Annotated in this window: 18 protein-coding genes and 1 pseudogene; 5 read left to right on the top strand and 14 right to left on the bottom strand. The window is 67.0% G+C overall.

All coding sequences use genetic code 11. The annotated features are described in order from the left end of the window. Positions 1–9 precede the first annotated feature (9 nt). The 11 genes from atpA to AB0M65_RS25075 form a co-directional block, all read right to left on the bottom strand. Positions 10–1,647: a F0F1 ATP synthase subunit alpha gene (gene atpA / locus AB0M65_RS25125; RefSeq protein WP_364032066.1), complete on the bottom strand. Its 1,638-nt coding sequence runs from the start codon at positions 1,645–1,647 to the stop codon at positions 10–12. A gap of 50 nt (positions 1,648–1,697) precedes the next feature. Further along, a complete protein-coding gene (locus AB0M65_RS25120; protein ID WP_364032063.1) occupies positions 1,698–2,519 on the bottom strand; it encodes a F0F1 ATP synthase subunit delta in 822 nt (273 codons plus the stop codon). 6 nt (positions 2,520–2,525) lie between these two features. Further along, complete coding sequence (locus AB0M65_RS25115; protein WP_364032061.1) at positions 2,526–3,092, bottom strand: F0F1 ATP synthase subunit B; 567 nt, start codon at positions 3,090–3,092, stop codon at positions 2,526–2,528. Positions 3,093–3,125: 33 nt separating this feature from the next. After that, positions 3,126–3,380, bottom strand: coding sequence for an ATP synthase C chain (locus AB0M65_RS25110; RefSeq protein ID WP_005150354.1), 255 nt, complete (start codon positions 3,378–3,380; stop codon positions 3,126–3,128). A 61-nt stretch (positions 3,381–3,441) separates the two neighbouring features. Next, entirely contained in the window at positions 3,442–4,239 is a 798-nt protein-coding gene (atpB, locus tag AB0M65_RS25105) for a F0F1 ATP synthase subunit A (protein ID WP_364032056.1), read from the bottom strand. 377 nt (positions 4,240–4,616) lie between these two features. Further along, on the bottom strand, positions 4,617–5,072 hold the full coding sequence (locus AB0M65_RS25100; protein ID WP_364032053.1) for a hypothetical protein: 456 nt from the start codon (positions 5,070–5,072) through the stop codon (positions 4,617–4,619). A 57-nt stretch (positions 5,073–5,129) separates the two neighbouring features. Then, on the bottom strand, positions 5,130–6,281 hold the full coding sequence (locus AB0M65_RS25095; RefSeq protein ID WP_364032050.1) for an MraY family glycosyltransferase: 1,152 nt from the start codon (positions 6,279–6,281) through the stop codon (positions 5,130–5,132). A gap of 101 nt (positions 6,282–6,382) precedes the next feature. Then, on the bottom strand, positions 6,383–7,033 hold the full coding sequence (locus tag AB0M65_RS25090) for an L-threonylcarbamoyladenylate synthase (RefSeq protein ID WP_364032047.1): 651 nt from the start codon (positions 7,031–7,033) through the stop codon (positions 6,383–6,385). A gap of 120 nt (positions 7,034–7,153) precedes the next feature. Continuing rightward, a complete protein-coding gene (locus AB0M65_RS25085; RefSeq protein ID WP_364032044.1) occupies positions 7,154–9,142 on the bottom strand; it encodes a M6 family metalloprotease domain-containing protein in 1,989 nt (662 codons plus the stop codon). A 691-nt stretch (positions 9,143–9,833) separates the two neighbouring features. After that, entirely contained in the window at positions 9,834–10,700 is an 867-nt protein-coding gene (prmC, locus tag AB0M65_RS25080; protein WP_364032041.1) for a peptide chain release factor N(5)-glutamine methyltransferase, read from the bottom strand. Positions 10,701–10,784: 84 nt separating this feature from the next. Beyond that, a complete protein-coding gene (locus AB0M65_RS25075; protein ID WP_364032114.1) occupies positions 10,785–11,333 on the bottom strand; it encodes an HD domain-containing protein in 549 nt (182 codons plus the stop codon). 173 nt (positions 11,334–11,506) lie between these two features. Here AB0M65_RS25075 and AB0M65_RS25070 point away from each other — a divergent pair, with 173 nt between their 5' ends. From AB0M65_RS25070 to AB0M65_RS25055, 4 genes are all read left to right on the top strand, one after another. After that, entirely contained in the window at positions 11,507–12,940 is a 1,434-nt protein-coding gene (locus tag AB0M65_RS25070; protein ID WP_364032038.1) for a hypothetical protein, read from the top strand. A 113-nt stretch (positions 12,941–13,053) separates the two neighbouring features. Then, the gene (locus tag AB0M65_RS25065; RefSeq protein WP_364032035.1) at positions 13,054–14,040 is read left to right on the top strand and encodes a glycosyltransferase family 2 protein; all 987 of its coding nucleotides are present in this window, start codon (positions 13,054–13,056) and stop codon (positions 14,038–14,040) included. Beyond that, a complete protein-coding gene (locus tag AB0M65_RS25060; protein ID WP_364032032.1) occupies positions 14,037–14,438 on the top strand; it encodes a GtrA family protein in 402 nt (133 codons plus the stop codon). Before AB0M65_RS25065 ends, AB0M65_RS25060 begins: the two co-directional genes overlap by 4 nt. Continuing rightward, entirely contained in the window at positions 14,435–15,664 is a 1,230-nt protein-coding gene (locus AB0M65_RS25055; protein ID WP_364032029.1) for a hypothetical protein, read from the top strand. Before AB0M65_RS25060 ends, AB0M65_RS25055 begins: the two co-directional genes overlap by 4 nt. 3 nt (positions 15,665–15,667) lie before the next feature. Here AB0M65_RS25055 and AB0M65_RS25050 read toward each other — a convergent pair whose 3' ends face one another. Next, entirely contained in the window at positions 15,668–17,431 is a 1,764-nt protein-coding gene (locus AB0M65_RS25050) for a hypothetical protein (RefSeq protein WP_364032026.1), read from the bottom strand. 146 nt (positions 17,432–17,577) lie between these two features. Here AB0M65_RS25050 and AB0M65_RS25045 point away from each other — a divergent pair, with 146 nt between their 5' ends. Next, positions 17,578–18,312 carry a hypothetical protein gene (locus tag AB0M65_RS25045; protein ID WP_364032023.1) on the top strand — a complete coding sequence of 245 codons (735 nt, stop codon included), beginning with the start codon at positions 17,578–17,580 and terminating at the stop codon, positions 18,310–18,312. Here the strand turns inward: AB0M65_RS25045 and AB0M65_RS25040 are convergent. Further along, positions 18,309–18,989, bottom strand: a complete 681-nt coding sequence (locus AB0M65_RS25040; protein ID WP_364032020.1) for a hypothetical protein — start codon at positions 18,987–18,989, stop codon at positions 18,309–18,311. The genes AB0M65_RS25045 and AB0M65_RS25040 overlap by 4 nt on opposite strands. A gap of 5 nt (positions 18,990–18,994) precedes the next feature. Continuing rightward, positions 18,995–19,117: pseudogene (locus AB0M65_RS25035) on the bottom strand (peptide chain release factor 1); the annotation flags it as partial.

The raw sequence follows: 19,117 nt of genomic DNA, 5'->3' as shown, positions 1-19,117 counted from the left end.
GCTACCAGCTCACTTCTTCGGTGCGGGCTTGTTGACCTTGACGGTCTCCTGCCCGACCTTCTCGGCGTCCATGGCGTCGGAGACCTCGGTCAGGCTCTTGCCCTCGGAGGTGGTGAACTCCTTCTTGAACTCGTTCACCGCGTCGACCAGCCCGGAAGCGGTCTCCTTGGAGAACTTGCCCGACTCGCGAATGTCCTTGAGGAGCTCTCCGTGCTTGCGACGGGCGGAGTCGACGAACTCGTCACGGAAGCGGCGCACGTCCTCGGTCGGGACCGTGTCGAAGTGACCGTTCGTGCCGAGGTACACCGTGACGACCTGCTCCTCGACCGGGATCGGGGAGTACTGGGCCTGCTTGAGCACCTCGTACAGCCGCGCTCCACGCTCGAGCTGCGCCTTCGACGCGTCGTCGAGGTCCGAAGCGAAGGCCGCGAAGGCCTCCAGCTCGCGGTACTGCGACAGGTCGATTCGGAGCGAACCCGAAACGTCCTTCATCGCCTTGACCTGCGCGGCACCACCCACGCGGGAAACCGAGATACCCACGTCGATGGCCGGACGCTGACCAGCGTTGAAGAGGTCCGACTGGAAGAAGCACTGACCGTCGGTGATCGAGATGACGTTGGTCGGGATGTAGGCCGACACGTCGTTCGCCTTGGTCTCGATGATCGGGAGACCGGTCAGCGAGCCCGCACCCAGCTCGTCCGAGAGCTTCGCGCAACGCTCGAGGAGACGGGAGTGCAAGTAGAAGACGTCGCCGGGGAAGGCTTCACGGCCCGGCGGGCGACGCAGCAGCAGGGAGATCGCGCGGTAGGCGTCGGCCTGCTTGGTCAGGTCGTCGAACACGATGAGGACGTGCTTGCCCTCGTACATCCAGTGCTGGCCGATGGCCGAACCGGTGTACGGCGCGATCCACTTGAAGCCGGCGGAGTCCGACGCGGGGGCCGCGACGATGGTGGTGTACTCCATCGCGCCGGCGTCCTCGAGGGACTTCTTCACGGCGGCGATCGTGGAGCCCTTCTGGCCGACCGCGACGTAGATGCAGCGAACCTGCTTCTTCGGGTCGCCGGTCTCCCAGTTGGCCTTCTGGTTGATGATCGTGTCCACCGCGACGGCCGTCTTACCGGTCTTGCGGTCACCGATGATCAGCTGACGCTGGCCACGGCCGATCGGGGTCATCGCGTCGATCGCGGTGATCCCGGTCTGCAGCGGCTCGGCCACCGGCTGGCGCTCGACCACCGAAGCGGCCTTGACCTCCAGCGGACGACGTTCGGTGGTCTCGATCTCGCCGAGGCCGTCGATCGGGGCACCCAGCGGGTTCACGACGCGGCCGAGGTAACCCTCGCCGACCGGAACCGAGAGGACCTGACCGGTGCGCTTGACCTGCTGGCCTTCGACGACGGTCTCGAAGTCACCGAGGATCGCGGCACCGATGGAGCGCGCGTCCAGGTTCAGCGCCACCCCGAGGACCCCGCCGGGGAACTCGAGCAGCTCGTTGGCCATCGCCGAGGGGAGGCCCTCTACGTGGGCGATACCGTCACCGGCGTCGATGACGACGCCAACTTCTTCCCGGCTCACGTCCGGGGCGTAACTCGAGACGTAGTTCTCGATCGCGCTACGGATCTCATCCGAGGAGATCGTCAGCTCCGCCATTTCGTTCCCGCTCTCGCTTCGTTCGTGCCAGTGTGCAAAGTAGTAGTGGGTCAGCCGGCCAAGCGGCGGCGCAGGGAGTCGATCCGCCCCGCGGTGCTGCCGTCGATGACCTCGTCGCCGACGCGGACGACGAGTCCGCCGCCCAGTGACGGGTCGACCTCGACGTGCAGCGCGAGCTGCCGCCCGTAAAGGGCGTTGAGCTTCTCGCTCAGCCTGGCCTGCTGCTCTTCGGACAGCGTGCTCGCGCTGGTCACCTGGGCGACCGAGCGTTCACGGCGTTCCGCGGCCAGCTGGACCAGCCGCTCGAGGGCGTTGGCGACCCCGCGGCCCTTGACGCGCAGGACGACCTGCTCGACGAGGGTCTCGGTGACCAAGTCCACCTTGTCGGCGAACAGGTTGCGGACCAGCGTCCGCTTCGCCTCGGCGGGAGCGGCCAGGTCGGACAGTGCCCGTTCGAGCTCCGGTTCACCCGCGACGATACGGCTGACCCGGAACAGCTGGTCTTCGACAGCGTCGATGTTCCCGGACTTCTCCGCACTGGTGAGCAGCGCCGAGCGGCCGAGGGCCTCGAGCCCGTCGGTCAGTTCGCGCGGGCTCGACCAGCGGCTGCCTGCCACGGAGTCGAGCACCTGCAGGGCCGGTTCGGAAACCTTGCCCGCGAGGATTCCGCGGGCGAGGCCGATCCGGGCTTCGGACGAGGCCGAACCGTCGGCGACGGCCCGGCGAAGGCCGATCTCCCGGTCCAGCAGGGCGACGACCGAAAGCAGCTCGTCGCCGACCGTCGCCGGGTCAGTACCCGCGGCGGTCAGAACCTCGCCGAGACGATTCTCGGCGAGGTCGAGCGCTTCACGGCTCGCAGCATGCAGCGTCATTCTGGTCTACTTCCCCGCTCCGAGACCGGCACCGTTGGCACCGGCGGTCTCCAATTCGGCCAGGAACCGGTCCACGGTGCCGTGACGGCGCGCGTCGTCCGCGAGTGACTCGCCGACGATGCGGCTGGCCAGCTCGACGGAGTTACGGCCGAGTTCGGCGCGCAGCTCGGCGATGATCTGCGCCTTCTGCGCCTGCAGCTGGGCCTGGCCCTGTGCGACGATGCGCTGGGACTCGGCCTCGGCGTCGGCCCGCAGTTCCGCCTTGATCTGCTCGGCTTCGAGCCGGGCGTCGTCGCGGATCTTCGCGGCCTCGGAACGGGCTTCCGCCAGCTGCGCCTTGTACTGCGCAAGGTTTTCTTCGGCTTCGGCCTGCGCCTTCTCGGCCCGCTCGATGCCACCCTCGATCAGCTTGGTGCGCTCCTCGTATGCCGTCTCGAAACGAGGGACGACGTACTTCTTCAGAACGAACAGCAGCAGAAGGAAGGCGATGAAACCGAGGATGAGCTCGGGAACGTGCGGCACGATCGGGTTGGGCACCTCTTCGGCGGCCAACACCAATTCGGTCTTCAGCACAACGTCTCCTTAAGCGATGAGCGGAACTCAGCCCTAGGCGGAGGCGAGGAAGTAGATGACGATACCGATCAGCGCCAGCACCTCGGTCAGAACGAAGGTCGAGAAGGCGATGCTCTGCAGCTTGCCCTGTGCCTCCGGCTGACGGGCGGTGCCGTTGATGACGGCGGCGAAGATCAGACCCACACCGATACCGGGGCCGATCGCGCCGAGGCCGTAACCGATGGCGGCGAGACCCTTGTTGATGCTGACGGCCTCGGCAGCCTGCTGCGCAAGAACGATGTTGCTCACGTGCGTTTCCCTTCGAACTCGGTCCGCGCGACTCACGCGGATCGGGGGCTTTTGGTGTTTCTCAGTGCTCCGACGCCAGTGCGGCGCCGATGTACCCTGCGGACAGCAGTGCGAAAATGTACGCCTGCAGGACCTGGATGAATGCCTCCAGGAAGGTCATCGCGATGGCGAACAGGAACGCCACCGGAGACGCGATTTTCACGAGGCCTTCACCGTCGGTCAGCAGGAAGCTCCCACCGAGCGCGAAGACCATGATGATCAGGTGCCCGGCGAACATCGCCGCGAAGACTCGGATGGCCAGTGTCGCCGGTGCGATGAAGAACTTCTGCGCGAACTCGATGGTGGAGTACAGCGGCAGAACGAATCCGGGAATGCCCGCGGGCGCCAGTTCCTTCTTCAGGTAACCCTTGAAGCCGTGGCGTTTGAACCCGACGTAGTGGTACACCGGGTAAACGACAAGGAACGCGAGTGCGACCGGGAAGCCGATTCGCGCCATGGTCGGGAACTGGAAGAACGGGATGATCCCGAAGATGTTGTTCACCAGCACGAAGCTGAAGAGGCCGAGCACGAGCGGGATGAACGGCTTGAAGTCGGCGGAGCCGATCTGCTCCCGCGCGATGTTGTTGCGGCCGAAGTTGTAAATCGACTCGGCGATGAACTGTCCCTTGCCAGGGACGACCTTCAACCGGCGCGACGACACCATGAAGTAGGTGACGAGGATGATCAGGGAGATGACCACCAGCAGCATCGGCTTGGTGAAGCTCAACCAATAGCCGGAGCCGAACAACGGCGGTAGGTTGAAGTCTTTGACGCCTGGCGGCGTGAACTCCGCACCCTCGGCTAGTACCAGCGCGCCCACTGGGCTCCTTCCGGTTCTCCCGGCCGGCGTTCACTCCGCCGGGGGAATCGTCACGATCTGGACTAAACGTACCCGACACGTATCGGGCCGTCGGAGGCGGCCACCCCACGATGTGCTGAACACGGCTTCACGTTCCGCACACGAGGATTCTCGATGCAGTGCTCCCGGGAGACAGACGCCTACAGCGGGTACAAGGGACGATTCGACACCGTCGCCACACTGCTGTTCGGGGTTCGTCATCAGGAGCCGGCAGCCGAGGCCGCCGCCCATACGCGGACCATATCAGCAGGTCCGGGCGCGCCGTACAGGCGTACTACATTGCCCCCGATCGGCCGAGGACCTAAGTCCCGTCCCAGGTCAGGACCTCGGTCCCCCGATCAGCGGGAAGCGGGGATGATCGTCGGGATCTTGGTCTTGCGGAATGCCGCGAACTCCACGGCGGCGGCCACGAGAATGGCGACGATCATGGTGACACCCAGCGCCATCGGGTGGATCGAATCCACTCCACGAAGCACGCTCAGCGCCGCGAAAAGAAGGATGAGCTTGAGCACGTAGCCACCGAGAGCGATCACCATCACGAACATCGGGTCCATACCCGCGCTGAAGCGCATGAGGCCCAGCGTCGCGACGGCGGACACGAGGGCGAGCACGCCGCCGATGGCCGAGCCGAGCAGGCCCGGCTGTCCTTTGAGGATGGTGAACACCACGACGCAGATCAGCACCGCGGGCGGAACCAGCTTCAGGGAAGCCTTCATCATCGCGTTGGCCGCTTGCAGAACCACCTTGGCGTGGGGGTTCTCCTCCGCCTCGACGGTCTTCTCGGTCTCGCTCACAGAAAACTCCCTGGTCGTCTCAGCCGTCCAGTGTAGGCCCGGGTGGACCCCGCCCGTTCAGGCGGTCCGGTTCCGCGACCGCAGCCTGGGGATGACCGACACCAGAGTCGCCAGCAGGAAACCGAATCCGACAATCCAGAAAACCGCGGCGTCGTCGAACAACGTCACCGAGACGGCGCCGAACGCGAGCAAACCGGCCCACAAGTAGATGAGCAGTACCGCGCGGCGCTGCGAATGGCCGATCTCCAGCAGCCGGTGGTGCAGGTGCATCTTGTCCGCGGCGAACGGGCTCTCACCGCGGCGGGTCCGGCGGATGACCGCCATGATCAGGTCCAGCAACGGTACGAAAAGGACCGCGGCGACCACGACGAGCGGTGAAAGCAGGGCGAGCGCGTCCTTTCCGCTGAACTGCGGATAGGGCACGCGGCCCGACGCGGACGTCGTCGCGCCCGCCAGCATGAGGCCGATCATCATCGAACCCGAGTCGCCCATGAAGATTTTCGCGGGCTGGAAGTTGTACGGCAGGAAGCCGAGACAGGCCCCGGCGAGCGTGGCCGCGATGAGCGCGGGCGGATACGCGCCGACGTCACCGCCCGAGGAGTCGAGCAGGCCGAGCGAGAACGAGCACGTCGCCGCCGCGGCGATGAACCCGAGACCGCCGGCGAGCCCGTCGAGGCCGTCGACGAAGTTCATCGCGTTGACCATGACCACCACCAGTACGACGGTCAGCAGCGCGCCCTGGTTCTTGTCCAGCACCAGCACCTGGCCGAAGGAATCGTCCACGCCACCCCACGGCACCCAGAACGAGACCCATTGCACGCCGAAGATCACCAGGATGCCCGCGCACATGACCTGACCGGCCAGTTTCGTCCAGGCGTCCAGTTCGAACCGGTCGTCGAGCGCGCCGATCAGGGAGATGACGCCCGCGGCGAGCAGGACACCCAGCGAGTCGAAGGAGAAGTCGAAGCCGCGGCTGAGCGCGGGCAACTGGTGCGCGAGCCCCATCGCGGCGGCGACACCCAGGAAGATGCCGATGCCACCCATGCGCGGGATCGGGGTGACGTGGACGTCGCGGGCCCGCGGGTTCGCGATCGCGCCGATCCGGATCGCGACGCGGCGCACGACGCCGGTGAGCAGGAAGGTAACGGCCGCCGCGGTGAGGGCGACGAGGATGTACTCCCGGATCGGGAGGCCTTGCGTAGGAGGCATGACGCGTTACGCCGCCGAGGTCCAAGTCACCTGAACACGCTACCGCGCTGGGGGGATACGGCGGCGAACGGTACTAGGACTCGGGGATTAGGACTCGGGGACTAGGCGAGTGACTCCGCGGGCACACCCAGTACTTCCGCGATCGCGGCGCGGCTGACCGCGCCCTCACGCAGGATGACCGGATCGTCGCCGGTGAGATCGACCATCGAGGACGGAACGGCCTCGCCGGTGGACCCGCCGTCGAGGTACACCGCGACGCTGTCGCCGAGCTGATCGACCGCTTCCTGCGCGGTGGACGCCGGCGGCTGTCCGGAGACGTTCGCGCTGGAGACGGCCATCGGGCCGACGTCACGCAGCAGTTCCAGCGCGACCGGGTGCAGCGGCATCCGCAACATCACCGTTCCGCGTGACTGACCAAGGTCCCACTGCAGGCTCGGGGCGTGCGGCAGGACGATGGAGAGATCGCCGGGCCAGAAGGCCTCGATGAGCGCACGGGCCGACGGCGGCGTGCCGAGCACCAGTCCGTCCACAGTGGACCAGGAGCCGACGAGGACACCGACCGGCATGTCCGGGCCGCGGTTCTTGGCCCGCAGGAGGGACTGGACGGCACCGCCGTCGAAGGCGTCCGCGCCGATGCCGTAAACCGTGTCTGTCGGGAGGACCACGAGACGGCTGGAGCGCACCGCGCTCGCCGCCGCGGCGAGCCCGTCGGCCCGCGTGTCACGCTTGCTGCAGTCGTAAACCGCGCTCATGGCAGGTGAGCCTAGCCCTGTCGTGCGACGGCCCGGCCCGCACCTCCCGGGGTGTCAGGAAAGGGTCTTTCAGGACATTTTTTGTCCTGAAAGACCCTTTCCTGACAGGTAGCCGCTCCCCTAGAAGGCGAAAGCGGCGCAGAACGACGTCGCCGTCTTGCCCGGGTCGGCGATCGACGTCGCGGTCAGCTTGATCTGCGCGACGTGGTCACCACCCGCGGCCCGTTTGGCGTGCGCCGTCGCCGACGACCGCCCGCCGAACGGGACCGTGGACAGCTCGTTCGGCAACCGGACCTCCCAGCCCTTCGCGGTGGTGGACGCGCTCAGGCGGTAGGTGTCGGTGTCGTACGGCGCGGCCGCGCCCTTCGCGTTCCCCGTGTTGAACAGCGGGAACGAGCAGCTCGCGAGCCCCTGTTTGGCGAACGCCGGGACCGACGGCCACAGCGAGACGCCGCGGGCCTGCGAACCGGCACCGCCGTCGAGCGAGGCCACCGTGACGACGTAGGACAGCACACCCTTGCGGTCGCGCTCGACGTCCGAGACCAGGAACTTCAGCCTGTTCGCCTCGTCGGTGTACTCGTATTTGCTCGCCGAACCGGTGCCCGCCTTGAACGCGGCGTCGTTGAGCTGGCGGTAGTCGCCGATGGGGATCGGGACCGGCGTGCCGTCCGGCTTCTTGTAGTCGGTCATGCCGATGTCGGCGGGATGCGCGTCGACGATCCATTCGAACGGCGCGTTGTCCGCGTTCTTCGTCTTCGCGATGATGACACCGGAATCGGGAGCGAAGGAATCGCTGCCCATCCGGTCGACGACCTCGACGGTGTAATTGTTGTAGCCGCCGCCGTCACAGAACGGATCTTTCGAGCGATCGCATTTCGGCGAAAGGTCCCCGCCGGGAAGAGCGATCGTGATCCCGCTGTAGGCACCCTGGCCGGGAAGCACCGAACGCGCGGTGATCCGCGCCGAAACCGGCCCGGCCTTGGTGAGGGAGTTCCGGTCGAGTTTGAGCACGTCCTCGGTGTCGATGATGTCGAGCTTCATCTTGGTGCGCAGCATGTGGTGCGACCCCATCGAGCCGCCCTGCGTCGCCGGGATCTGCCAGCGTGTATGCGGTCCGCCCGGTCCGTTGAAGCTGCCGCGCGACATCATCTCCCACGGGCCGGTGTAGGTCCTGGACGGCGGAACGCCGAACGGGTTGTTGTAGTTGTCGCCGATACCGAGAATATGGCTGAGCTCGTGCGCGTAAACCGCCTGGCCCGAGCTTTCCGCCTGGGTCGAGGACCCGGTGACCGCGTTCGGCCAGATACTCGCCGCCGATTTCCACGACGTCCACGGGACATAGCGGGTGGACGCGGCGTTCGGCATTCCGGCGACCCCCGGACCGAATTCGTCGGTCACGTTCGCGCGTTCGCCGAATTTCATCACGCCAAATTCCTGCCAGGTCGAACTCTCGTCCTGGCCCGCGGAAAGGTAGAAGATGAAGTCGAACTGCTTGGCGACGTCACCGACGTCCGCACGCCAGGCCGCACCCGCGTCGGCGCGCAGATCACGCTTGCAGTTCGCGGCAGGCGGGCAGGCGTCCGGCTGGAACTCCATGCCGTACTCGAAGGACTTGCCCGGCAGCCGGTACGGCCCGAACGCGGTCAGATCGACGCCCATCCTGCCGCCGGAGTCCTCCATCCAGTACTCGTTGATCGTGTGCCCCTGGTTGAGCGCCTGCGGCTTGTTGAGGAAGTCCTGGTAGAACTTCGCCACGCCTCCCCGGGGGATGTCGCTGGCGGCGGGGCCCGGGTTGCCGAAGACCGTCGAACGCGGGGGCTGCGTGACGGCGAACTCCTGGTCCGGATAGTCCGCGAGCACCACAGCGCCCTTGAATGTCCGCTTTGTCGGCTTCAGTGCGGGGTCGGCCCAGTTGGTGCCGGGCGGCTTACGGTAGTCGTCCCACGTCATGTGGTCCTGGTTTTCCCAGGTCGACGCGTCGATCGGGGCGGGCCAGCCCTTCACGGGTGCCGCCGCGGACGCGGGTTGCGCGAGAAGACCCGGCAACAGCGCGACAGTGGCGAGTACGGCGAGTGTTCTGAGTGGGGCTCGTCGGAGAGACGATCGCATCGGGGTACACCTCCCAGTCGGACCGCCGATGAGGCGGCCTTGACCGACGTTAGGAGGTGGGCTTTGTCCTGGGCACCGCCGGAAGTCGTGAGTCTCGCTAACTATCCCGTCCCTGCCCTCGCGAGCCGGCCCCCGCTTGCGGCCGCGTGGAGCACTCCGGCGGGTCGGTGCGCTTGGTCGTGAGTGGCGTTTCGGGTTCTATCGAGGGGTAAGTCAAAGTGGCGTGGTGCCCGGGCTCGCTGTGACCGGCTTGTTCGCGGGGTTGGCGGCCAGAGCGAAGGCGCGACTCGCGTGCTCAAGGACGTAACTCGCGTGCTTGAAGACGCATCTCGCGTGCTTAAGCACGTAACTCGCGTGCTTGAAGACGCATCTCACGTGCTGGATGCCGAACTCAGGTGTGCGGGGCCCAAGCACGCGAGATCCCTCTTCAAGCACGCAAGATCCCTCTTCAAGCACGCGAGTTCCGCCTTCAAGCACGCGAGTGCGGTGCCGCGCCGCCCAGGCAACACCTCGCCCGAAGGCGCCACCTTTGCCTTATCCCTCAATAACCCGAAACGCCACTCACGACCAACTCGGCCCCCGCCCTCTGCCGCCCGGTGCCTCAAAGGGCCCCTTTGGGACGTTGAACGTCTCAAAGGGGCCCTTCAGGACAACCCAGGGCGAGGATCCGCGACCAGCGACAGAGGAGACGTCAGGAAGCGCGCAGGGCGGTGACGAAACGCGGTCGTCCCGCGAGGTCGATATGCCCCTGGACGTCGGTCAGCACCCGCCGCGCCCGCACCAGCGCCGGGACGGCGGAGCCGTGCGTGTCGTCGTGCTCGATCGCCATCCCGCCGGTGGGCCGCAGCAGCCGCGCGGCGGCGGCGATCGCGTACCGGATCACCGCGAGCCCGCTCTCCTCCGCGAACACCGCCCGCGCCGGGTCGTGTTCGGCGACCTCCGGCGGTACCGGGGTCCCTTCCGGCACGTACGGCGGGTTGCACAGGACCAGGTCGACGAGCCCGTCCAGTTCGGCGAACATCGTGCTGTCGGCGACGTCGCCGGAGTACAGCCGGATCGGGGTGTCCCCGGCGTCGGCGTGGACGTCGGCGTTGTGCCGCGCCCAGGCCAGCGCCTGCGCGTCGATGTCGACGGCGTAGACGACGGCGTCCGGCCGCGCGTGCTGGACGGCGAGCGCCAGTGCGCCGGAGCCGGTGCACAGGTCGACCACCACCGGGTACTCGCGGCCATGCAGCACTTTGAGGCCCCATTCCAGGAGCAGTTCGGTCTCCGGGCGCGGGACGAACACCCCGGCGCCGACGTTGACCGTGATGTCGCCGAGCGCGGCCCAGCCGGTGAGGTACTGCAGTGGGATCCGTTTCGCACGCTGCGTGACGAGCTGGCCGATCGCGTCGATGACCGGCGGGTCCACCAGCGGCACCATCGGCAGACGGCCGCGTTCGACGCCGAGGACATGGGAGGCGATCAGTTCCGCGTCCGAGCGCGGGGACGCCACGCCGGCCTCGGCGAGAATGCGGGTCGCTTCCATGATGGCGAGGCGCAACGGCTGCCGGTTCACTGGTGTTCCTTCACAGAGTCAAGCCTGACACACAAGGCACGCGTGCCGGGGTCGATACACGCGGGCCCAGGGTATCGATTCCCTTCAGCGCACCCGCCATGAGAGCGACGACAACGTCAGGGCCGCTTCGGCCACTCGCCGCGCGAGGTCGGTCTGAAGGCTCTTCTTCGCCGAAGCGATCCACTCGTCGACATTCCGTACGCCGATGTCGCGGTACTCGACGGCCTGGAGCAGCATTTCGAGCTTGTCCGCGTCGCGGGCGTACAGCGCCTCCGGGCTCTCCGCGGTCTCATACTCGTTGACCGCTTCTCGAACCGAGTCACGAGCGGCGCCGGGGAGCGCCGACGTCTGCGCCGCCGTGATCGCCCGCGGGTCCGGCTTCTCGACGAACCCCTTGATCGTATGCGGGAGGTCACCGGTCCGTGTTTCCTGCGTGTCGTGCCAGAGCGCGAGATACGCGGCCCGCGCCGGGTCGGCGCCGCCCTCGGCCGCCAGCAGCCCGGCCAGCTGGGCGACCCGCGTGGTGTGCTCGGCGACCGATTCGGGGTCGCGGACGCCCGCCTGCCACCATCCGGCCCGCCGGATCCGCTTGAGCACACCCAGTTCGAATCCGAACCTGGCCAGGGCTTCCACAGTTCTCCTAGACGTCGACGACGAGGTATCCGGCCAGTGTCCCGCGCCGGTGCCGAAGCGTGTCGACGCGGTCGTCCATCCCCGACCCGGCGGAGCGTTCCAGAACTTCGTCACCACAAGTATTAGAGAGGGCACGAACCGATCACCCTCCGGAATCTTCTAAGGTGGCGCGCGTGAAGATCCGGGAGATCCGACTGACCTTGGGTGTGTTCTTCGCCGCGCTCGGGGTGCTTCTCGTCCGTTTCCTGGTTCCGCGCCCGATCGGTATGGCGGACAACGGCGACGGCTGGCGCATCCTGTGCCGGCTTGGCGCTCGCGAGTTCGACAGGCCCTCGCAGTACTTCGTCCGCTTCTCCTACGGCCCTGCCCCTGCCTGCGACAGCGAGTACATCTCCAGCCAGAGCTGGATCGACAAGATCGCGAGCGGGCTCGGGCAGCTGTTCGACCCGTCCTCGATCCTGAACCTGCTGGTACTGGGCGTGCTGGGCTGTCTGCTGGCCGCAGGCGGGATCGCGGCGATCGTGGCAGGCCTGCGGCTCTCGGTCCGGAACAGTTTCATCGCGACGGCGGCGCTGCTGCTGGTCGCCGCGGACTCGGCCTTCTTCGGCTACTTCGCCTCCGTGCTGAGCGAGGGCGCCGCCTTCGTCGGGATGCTCCTGCTCGCCGGCGGGCTCCTGCTGCTGCACCGCCCCGGACCGTGGCGCTACACCGGTGCCGCGGTCACCGTGCTCGGCGCGATGATCGGGATCAACGCGAAGTCGCAGACCCTTCTGCTGATCCCGCTGTTCGCGCTCGCGCTGCTGTTCGTCCGGCCCGCGGGCAGCCGCGGGATGGCCCGCTGGGCACTGCCGCTGGCCGTCCTCGCCGTCGTCGGCGCCGGGACCGCGCTGGTGCAGGGCGCGGGCGACTCGGCCAACGCGGAGTACCGCGAGGCGAACATGTATCACGTCGTGTTCAACGCGATCGTGGACGGCGAACACGACACCGCCGGCGACCTCGCCGCACTGGGCCTCCCGCCGGAGTTCGCGAACTACGTCGGCACCGGCTGGTGGAGTGAGAACGCGGCCTGGCACTCCCCCGAATACGCCCGGTACCGCGACAAGATCAGCCGCCGCAACGTCGCCCAGTACTACCTCGATCACCCGGCGCGCGTGGTCCAGATACTGCACAAGTCCGCGCAGGAGGCACTGACCGCACGCGTGCCGAACCTCGGCAGCTTCGGCGAGCACGCCGGGCAGCCGCCGCTCGCGAAGGAGTACCGGGTCCCGGTCCTGTCCGGGATCACCGGCTGGATCGCCCCGCTCGGCCTGTTCGCCCTGCTACCGATCTGGCTGCTCATCGGCTGGGCAGGGCTACGGGCCTTCCGCAACCGCACCGGACGCCGCGACGTCGGCATCGTGGTCCTCATGTTCCTGCTCTTCGCCATGGGCCAACTCCTGGTCTCCGGCCTCGGAGAAGGCATCGAGAACGTCAAACACCAACAGCTGACGATCTTCCCGACCCTGCTCGCCGCCGCCTTCGCCGCACTCTCTTTCCTGCCACGGCGCAAGGAAGACGCCGCGGCCGTCGAAGAACACGAACCGGAGACAGCGGCCGCCTCCGGCTGATCTTCAGTCCTCCTTGAATCCGTCTCGAATTAACCCCGGACGGGACAACGTTTCGGTCGCCGGTGTCGTCAAGAGGGTGACATCTCCGCACAGACCAGACCTCGGGGGCTCCCGTGCACCAGAACGCGCAGCGCCGAAGAATCACCTTCCTCTTCCCGATCTACAACGAGGAAGAGAACATCGCACTGCTCCACTCCACTGTGGACCACGTGATCGAGCCGCTGGCCGATCGCTACGACTTCGACTTCCTTTACGTCGACGACGGCAGCCGTGATGGCTCGCTCGCGACGCTGACCGAACTCGCCGAACGCGACGCCAGGGTCACCGTGATCGAACTGGCCCGCAACTTCGGCCATCAGCTGGCGGTCACCGCCGGACTCGACCTGGCCGACGCCGACGCGGTGATCATCATGGACAGCGACCTGCAGGATCCGCCCCGCGTCGCGCTCGAACTCATCGAGCGCTGGGAGCAGGGGTACGACGTCGTCTACGCGCAGCGCAGGTCGCGGCAGGACTCCGCGTTCAAGAAGCTCACCGCCGGCGTCTTCTACCAGGTGCTGCGGAAACTCGCGTCGGTCGACATCCCGAAGAACACCGGCGACTTCCGGCTCATCGACCGCAAGGTCGTCGACGAACTGCGCAAGTACCGCGAGCGGGACCGCTTCCTGCGCGGCTTGGTCGCCTACATCGGCTTCAAGCAGACGGCCGTCCTGTTCGACCGGGACAAACGGCACGCGGGCGTCACCGGCTATCCGCTGCGCAAGATGCTCCGGTTCGCCGCCGACGGGATCCTCGGTTTCTCCGTCGCTCCGTTGAGGATGATCACGCGGCTCGGCCACCTGATCTCGCTGCTCAGTTTCGTCGGCATCCTCTACGTCGCCGGCGTGAAGCTGTTCGCCCCCGAGACCGCGGTTCCCGGCTGGGCGTTCATGACCATCGCGATGTTCTTCCTCGGTGGGATCCAGATCGTCATGCTCGGCGTGCTCGGCAGCTACGTCGGCCGCACGTACTCCCAAGTGCAGAACCGCCCGCTGTACGGCGTCGCGTCGGTCCGCACCGGGACACTCGCCGCCGCCGAGACCGGGAGTGCCGCGCGGTGAAGACGATTTCCGCCACCCAAGTGCGGTTCGGGCTGGTCGGGGTGGCGAACACCCTGCTGGACGCGATCGGGTTCGCCCTCCTCGCGACGCTGGGCGTGCCGCTCTTCGTCGCCAACTTCCTCTCGACCACAGCGGGCATGCTCCTCAGCTTCACGCTCAACCGGAACTTCACTTTTCGCTCCAAGGGCGAGGACGTACGCCGCCAGGCGATCCTGTTCTTCGCGGTCACCGCGTTCGGGCTCTGGGTCGTGCAGGCGCTGGTCATCTTGGCGGTCACCACGGCGTTCCCCGGGATCCACCTGCTGATCCCGAAGTTCGCCGGGATCGCCGTCGGGCTGGTGTGGAACTACCTGCTCTACAGCAAGGTCGTCTTCCGGCGGTCCGGAGGCGCCGAATGACCAGCACACTCGAACGTTCCGCGGCCCCGGAAACCGCGGTCCGGCAGACCGGCGACTTCCTCAAGGTCTTCGTCGTCGTGGTCGTGTGGAACCTCGTCCTCATCGCACTGGCGTGGCTGTTCGGGCCGATCGTCCCGATCGAACCGGGCAACGGCGTCCCCGAATCGGGCATCGGCTCGTCACCGAGCCTGCTCGTGCACACCTACCGCTGGGATTCCCTGTGGTACGGCGACATCGTGCGGCACGGCTACGCGGACGGTGCGCCGCAGGTCCGCGCGTTCTATCCGCTGTTCCCGGCGCTCGTCTGGCTGGTGCACACGATCAGCTTCGGCGGTATCGGCGTCATCACCGCCGGTTTCCTGGTGAACCTGGTCGCCACCTGGCTCGCCGCCGTCGCGCTGCTGAAGATCGCGCGGTTCTTCGTCTCCGAACGCGGCGCCCGGCTCGTCGTCGCCGCTTTCCTCACCGCGCCGACGGCGTATTTCCTGCACTCCTTCTACACGGAAGCGGTGTTCTGCGCACTCGGCTTCTGGGCGTTCCTGTTCGCCTTGCGACGGCGTTGGACGTGGATGGGACTGTGCCTGATCCCGTTGACCGCCACCCGAATCACCGCCGCGGTCTTCGTGGGACTGTGCTTCCTGGAGTTTTGGCGCAGCGAGGACTGGAAGTTCCACGGTCTGCTTTCGTGGCGGCTGCTGTGGTTCCCCGCCGCGTTCGCCGGCCTCGGCGCGCATCTGGCTTTTATGAAACTCCAGGTGGGCGACGCCATGGCCGGATTCGACCCGGCGATGATGAAGGCTTACTGGCCGTACCACAAACTCGACCCGAACATCCTGCCCACGCTCTGGAACGCCACGAAGCCGTCTCTGCGGGTGTTCCTCGGCGAGACCCCGATGACGGAATGGCTGCTGATCAACAAGGTTTTGCCGTTCGCCGGGCTGATCCTGCTGCTCGCGTCGTCGGTGTACGTCTTCGTGGCGCTGCGGTCGAAGGGGCTTCCGCTCGCACTGTTCGGGATCGCGTCGATCGTCATGCTGACCGTCAACAGCAACGTCATCTCGGTGCAGCGGTACCTGTTGCCGTGCTTGGTGCTGTACGTCGCGCTGGTGCTGTTCGGGGAACGGAACCCGCGGCTGCGGCTGGGCGTGCACGTAGTGCTCTACGCGAACTCGTTGCTGTGCGCTGTGCTGTTCCTGCGGTTCGCGACCGGTTCCTGGACCGGCTGACGCTCAGCGCGGCGGCGCCCAAAAGCCGGTGAAGCTACCGCAACTGACCTTGGTACCGGTGAGTTCAGCCTTGATCCGCGGTTCGACGCTGCTCAAACCGACCGTCGGGGCGTCCAGTGTGACGGCGCCGGGCACCGGGGCGCCCTCGGTCAGCGAAACCGGTTTGATCGTCTCGAAGAGCACGAGGTAATCCCCTTCCCGGTCAAGGCGGTCCGCCGCCTCGACCATCCTTTCCGGACTGTCGCCGGTCAGTTCCATCGGCAGCGGCCAGTCCAGCGGGAACGGGTTGCGTACTTCGAAAATCGGTGCGACGAAAGCGTTGTCCGGCAGCACCGCCACCCTCGACGCCGGGTAGTGGTCCAGGCAGCCGCGGATCTGGGCGACGTAGGTGTACACGCTGGAGTTCGTGCGGACGCCACGCAGCGACGGCGCGATGTCCCCGAGGTCCTTGGTCAGTTCGCCCTGAGGTCTGTCCGCGTACGGCGTTTTGTCGTGCGCGGACAGCAACTGCAGAGCGGCGAGCACGAACGCGATCACGCCGAGAACGGCGCCCGCGAACCTGGGCGGTCGTGGAAGATCCGGTGGTACCAGTGCTTCCAGGACACCCAGCGCGAAGATGCCGGTGAGCAGCCCGGGAAGCGGGTAGCCCCAGGACAGGCTGATCATCCAGCCGAGGGCGGCGATGGCCAGATACTGCCAGGGCAACCGTCTTCGGACGACGGCGTCGAACGCCGCGGCGGCGAGGAAGAGCCACAGCAACGTGACCGGCCAGCTGCCCGCGTGCTCGAATCCGCCGTCGGCCACGACGAACACCACCACGGCCACGACGCACGCGGCCGTCGCGACCCGAAGCCATCGGCCGGGTTCGCCGAGCCGTTCGCGGGCGGACCAAGCCACGGCGAGCACGATCAGCCCGAGCAGCACCGGGAGGAGGTACGTCCTCGGATCCGCGCGGCCGTCGAACTCCGCCGTCCAGATCCGGAACAGGCCCTCGCCCCAGGTCTGCTTACCGCCGGAAAGCTGCGCGATCGCCGACTGCAGTCCGCCGGCGACGGTGACCATGCCGAAGTACAGCAAGGGTGCCGCACCGAGTACGAGGACGTCACCAAGCAGGCGCGGCCACTTCTTCGGCGGCGCGGCGGGGTGGAAGAGCAGGATCAGCAGCCCGATCGGCGCGGCGAACAGGAAACTCTGCTTGACGATGATCGCGAACCCGAGGCAGAACAGGCCGAGCCACCGGCGCCATCGCGAACCGGAGCGCAGCCCGCTGTCGAGCAGCCACCAGCCGACCGCGACCAGGAAGAGGCCGTCCACGGTATGCCAGGCCATCAGCGGATACGTGTTCAGGCCCACCAGTGCGGCGGCGAAGACCAGGCCGAGCCGCAGCGGGCCCCAGTCCAGCGGCGAAGTCCCGGTCAGGAACGCCGCGAGCGCGAATGTGGCGACGATCAACTGCGCCATCATCACGAAACTCGACCCGATCATCAGCGGCGCCGGGACAAGATGGTCGACCAAGTGCAGATAGGCGGAACCGAACGGCCTCGGCCCGAGGAAATCGACCTGCGGGATCTCGCCGTGCAGAACGCGCCACACCTGCGCCAAGATGAAACCCTGGTCGGTCGGATTGAAACCGAACCGGCCGACCCTGGCGACGACGGCGACGCTGAGCAGCGCTATTGCGGCGGCGAGCGCGAAGCCGCGCAGAACACGTTTCCGGCTTACCGGAATCGATCTCGCTTCGATGGTCAAGTCGTCCGCGCGCGTCACGAATTCGTGTTCCCCCAGGACAGAGTTTTCCTACCGGACATAACCGTAGCGGAACCGCGGAATCCAGGACAAGGCCGTGTCGGGCCGGGCTCGGCCACCCGTAGTATTGATGGACCTGCCAGCACCGAAGGGTTCGCGTAATCGTCATGGATCTCCGGGAAACGGCTGTCGTCACGCGGATATCCGCGAATATTCCCACCGACGACTTCGCGACGGCCGCCGCGCTGGGCGAACGGCTCATCGATGAGTTCGAGGCCACCGAACTGGAGATCTGCCGGGCGGATCCGGAGGGCGGCTGGACGGGTTACTCGGTCTCCATCGGCTATCGCACACCGCCTGCCGACGACGAGGAGCGGGAAGACACCTTGCATCGCGCCGCCGTACCCGCGCTTTTCCACTACGGCCTGAATGCGGAATTCTTCGAAATCCACGGCACGCCGGAGACCGGCCAATACGGAAGCTACGACGCTTACGACACCCAGGCCGACGGCTACCGGCTTTATTCACTCATGGCGACGTTCGGCGGCACCGATCCCCGTGAGCCGGCGTATGTCCCCCGGCACGATTTCACCCCGCGCGCGGAGACCGACGTCATCTCGCGGGTGCATCTTTACGTCCCCACCGGCGACCTGCGGACCGCTGTGCGCCTATGCGGTGCGCCCGCGACGGATCTTTCGGCGTCACTGGTCCGGATCACCACCGCCGCGGGCCCTTGCGAGGCGGTGCTGTTGTCGGCTTTCCCGGCCGGTGCCGGGGAAAGCGGCGAAGAGGCACTCTGCAGGGTGAAAGACGAGGTGGCGGACCGGCTCTCCGAGGTGGGCATGTCCGTCCGGGCCATCCACACCGGGCTGGACGCCGACCCGTTCTCGGACCCGCCCTAGGCTCCCGGCCATTTTCCGGCGACATACGCCAGCCGCTCCGCGTCAGTGCGCCGTTGATCGCTGAACGCCCGCTCGGCCGCGGGACGAAGTCGCCAACGGAGGATCGCGAGCACCTCCGTCAGCTCGTCCCCGTCGAAGAGAGGTGTCGCCAGCAGGGCTTGCTTCGCCTCACGCAGCTGACGGAGTTTCGCCTTGAGGCCGACCGTGGAAGCGTTCTCCAGCAACACATCCAGCACCCAAAGAACCAGCTCCCTCGGCGCCGTCCACCACGACTCGGGAAGACGATCTCCGTGGAAGAGGAAATAGCCGAGCGGTGACCGGCCCGGCATGGGTTCGGTGGAATCCCAGTTGAGCTCGGCCCACCAGTCCGCGTAGCGGGCCAGCTCGGCCATCCGCGGAAGCATCCAGTCGGCCAGTTCACCCGCGTCGACCGCTCTTTCGGCCGCCACGTACAGATCCGTGCGGAGAACCCGGATCAGTTCCGGGGCACGCTCCTCGAACACGCCGATCGCGAGGAACGTGGAATCGCGGTATTCGCCCAGTTCCGCCCTGAGCACGGGATCGGTCACGTTCTCGAAGAGCACGTCGATGACCCAGCCGATCACGCCACTCGAAGCCTTCCACCAGAACTCCGGGTGAGACGGCTCGGCGTCGTCGAGAAGGATGTCGCCCGACATCCGCGTCAGCCGGCGTGCGCGGCCAGGCGCTCCTCGCGGTCCGCGGTGATGAGCGCGTCCAGCACGTTGTCGAGGTCGCCGTCGAGGACCTGGTCCAGGTTGTACGCCTTGTAGTTCACCCGGTGGTC

The organism is Amycolatopsis sp. NPDC051071, from assembly GCF_040682875.1.
Taxonomy (GTDB): Bacteria; Actinomycetota; Actinomycetes; order Mycobacteriales; family Pseudonocardiaceae; genus Amycolatopsis.
The sequence above is the reverse complement of the archived record's forward strand: the minus strand, read 5'-3'. Positions and strand labels throughout refer to the sequence as shown.

What these genes read in the sequence shown, in the direction of transcription:
- atpA (WP_364032066.1), bottom strand. Translation starts at nt 1,647, where the DNA reads ATGGCGGAGCTGACGATCTCCTCGGATGAGATCCGTAGCGCGATCGAG.
- AB0M65_RS25085 (WP_364032044.1), bottom strand. Translation starts at nt 9,142, where the DNA reads ATGCGATCGTCTCTCCGACGAGCCCCACTCAGAACACTCGCCGTACTC.
- AB0M65_RS25045 (WP_364032023.1), top strand. Translation starts at nt 17,578, where the DNA reads ATGGATCTCCGGGAAACGGCTGTCGTCACGCGGATATCCGCGAATATT.
- AB0M65_RS25095 (WP_364032050.1), bottom strand. Translation starts at nt 6,281, where the DNA reads ATGCCTCCTACGCAAGGCCTCCCGATCCGGGAGTACATCCTCGTCGCC.
- AB0M65_RS25120 (WP_364032063.1), bottom strand. Translation starts at nt 2,519, where the DNA reads ATGACGCTGCATGCTGCGAGCCGTGAAGCGCTCGACCTCGCCGAGAAT.
- AB0M65_RS25055 (WP_364032029.1), top strand. Translation starts at nt 14,435, where the DNA reads ATGACCAGCACACTCGAACGTTCCGCGGCCCCGGAAACCGCGGTCCGG.
- AB0M65_RS25040 (WP_364032020.1), bottom strand. Translation starts at nt 18,989, where the DNA reads ATGTCGGGCGACATCCTTCTCGACGACGCCGAGCCGTCTCACCCGGAG.
- AB0M65_RS25090 (WP_364032047.1), bottom strand. Translation starts at nt 7,033, where the DNA reads ATGAGCGCGGTTTACGACTGCAGCAAGCGTGACACGCGGGCCGACGGG.